This window comes from Lentilactobacillus farraginis DSM 18382 = JCM 14108 (assembly GCF_000583655.1).
Classification (GTDB): Bacteria; Bacillota; Bacilli; order Lactobacillales; family Lactobacillaceae; genus Lentilactobacillus; species Lentilactobacillus farraginis.
The window spans coordinates 1-1,546 of the sequence record NZ_BAKI01000104.1; the positions used below are offsets into that span (position 1 = coordinate 1).

Below are 1,546 nucleotides of genomic sequence, written 5' to 3' on the forward strand. Positions count from 1 at the left end.
TGCTCTTTTTCGATAGCGGCATCTTCCAGGGCTCGATGCATGGCCTGCTCTTTTCGAACGGTTGCTTGAGTAAGCTGGCTTTCGTAACCTGGTTTATCTTGAAACTCTTGAATTCGTCGCGTGCACTGGCGGGCAATATCCAAATAGACCTTTACGGCTGCAGTAACATGATATTGCTGTTCATGAAAAATCTTCTCTAGCTCCTGAGCATCAAGCTGTTTGGTGGTCACTATTCTTCACCTCTACCATTCGTTGCGTATCGCGTTCAAAATAAAGTTTGACGGTTCCCAATTCACCGTCACGATTCTTTTTAACCGAACAATTCAAAACTGGCGAGCCGTCTTCATCACACCACAGAAACGCCACAATGTTGGCATCCTGTTCAATCGAACCAGTTTCGCGTAGATCGCTTAAATACGGTTCTTTGCTTTGCCGGGCATCAACCGCTCGATTAAGTTGACTCAATGCAATCAGTGGGATATGCAGTTCTTGCGTTAACTGTTTTAATCGCCGAGACACCTTTTCTAAGGCATGTCGTGGGTCCAACTTAAAATCATCCGACTCAACTAACTGAATATGGTCAACAATCGGCAAATAGTTGGTCGCTCCGTAACTAGTAGCATGCTGCTGAATCACATGGGCAATCTGCTCAATGTTGGTAATGCTGTCATTGCACAGAAAGTTTAAGCCGGCAATGGTTTGAATCGTTGCCCTGGCCTTTTCCTTCTGGCGATCATTCATGCGTACGGCGGGATTCTTCCAGTTGTTTAACGGGATTTGTGATACCATCGAATTAAGCCGTCGTAAATTTTGCTTAGCACTCATCTCCAATGAAAACAGCTCCACCGTTAAATTTTGGTTGTCCAACATGGCATTCAACGCTAGGTTTAATGCAAACGAAGTTTTACCGACTGATGGCCGAGCACCAATGATCAAAAGTTGATCTGACCCCAACCCACCGCCAAGCAAACGATCAAATTTAGGAAAAGTCTTAATCCAGTTCTTCACCGGCTGTTCCAAATCTCGCAACAGCTCATCGGTCACTTTCTGCTTGTCCAGCGCGGCGTTATTGTCAGTCTGGTTGCTTCTTGATACACGCCCAGCAAATGGTTCACCGTAAAATCACACGGATCTTTGACGATGTTGGCCGCTGAATCCTGCAGATTACGCTTGTAGTAGTTGGCCCGCAGCGTTTTAAACACGGCCGAATAATCATAGGCATCGGGGACGTTTTCAATCAGGGAAAACAAGGCTTCACAGTTCATCCGCTTGCCAAAGGGCGTTTCACTGAACTGGGCTTGAATCTCATCCGCATTGGTGTATTGAGCGTTCCACAGGTTGATAAAGCTGGCTAAAGTACGCAGTTGGTTGTTACTGAACCATTTTTCGTCGATCTCCGTGTTTAAAACAATTTCCGGGTGCTCAACCATGATGTGAATGGCCTTTTTCTCGATATCCGGCATTTTATTTTGTGGATTCAAAAGACATCCTCCTTTCGGAATCTTTCAGGATAAACCTGCCGTTCAACGTCTTCAAGCGTGATATC

General features: G+C 45.5%; 3 protein-coding genes. All 3 read right to left on the minus strand.

What is annotated here, in order from left to right; genetic code table 11:
• The coding region (locus JCM14108_RS13855; protein WP_035181555.1) for a hypothetical protein at positions 1–230 on the minus strand (230 nt) is incomplete at its 3' end.
• On the minus strand, positions 211–1,044 hold the full coding sequence (locus JCM14108_RS13860) for a DnaB-like helicase C-terminal domain-containing protein (protein ID WP_051996243.1): 834 nt from the start codon (positions 1,042–1,044) through the stop codon (positions 211–213). The genes JCM14108_RS13860 and JCM14108_RS13855, both read right to left, overlap by 20 nt.
• Positions 1,041–1,481 (minus strand): hypothetical protein, encoded by a 441-nt coding sequence (locus JCM14108_RS15720; RefSeq protein ID WP_035181557.1) that lies wholly within the window; start codon positions 1,479–1,481, stop codon positions 1,041–1,043. Before JCM14108_RS15720 ends, JCM14108_RS13860 begins: the two co-directional genes overlap by 4 nt.
• Positions 1,482–1,546: the final 65 nt, after the last annotated feature.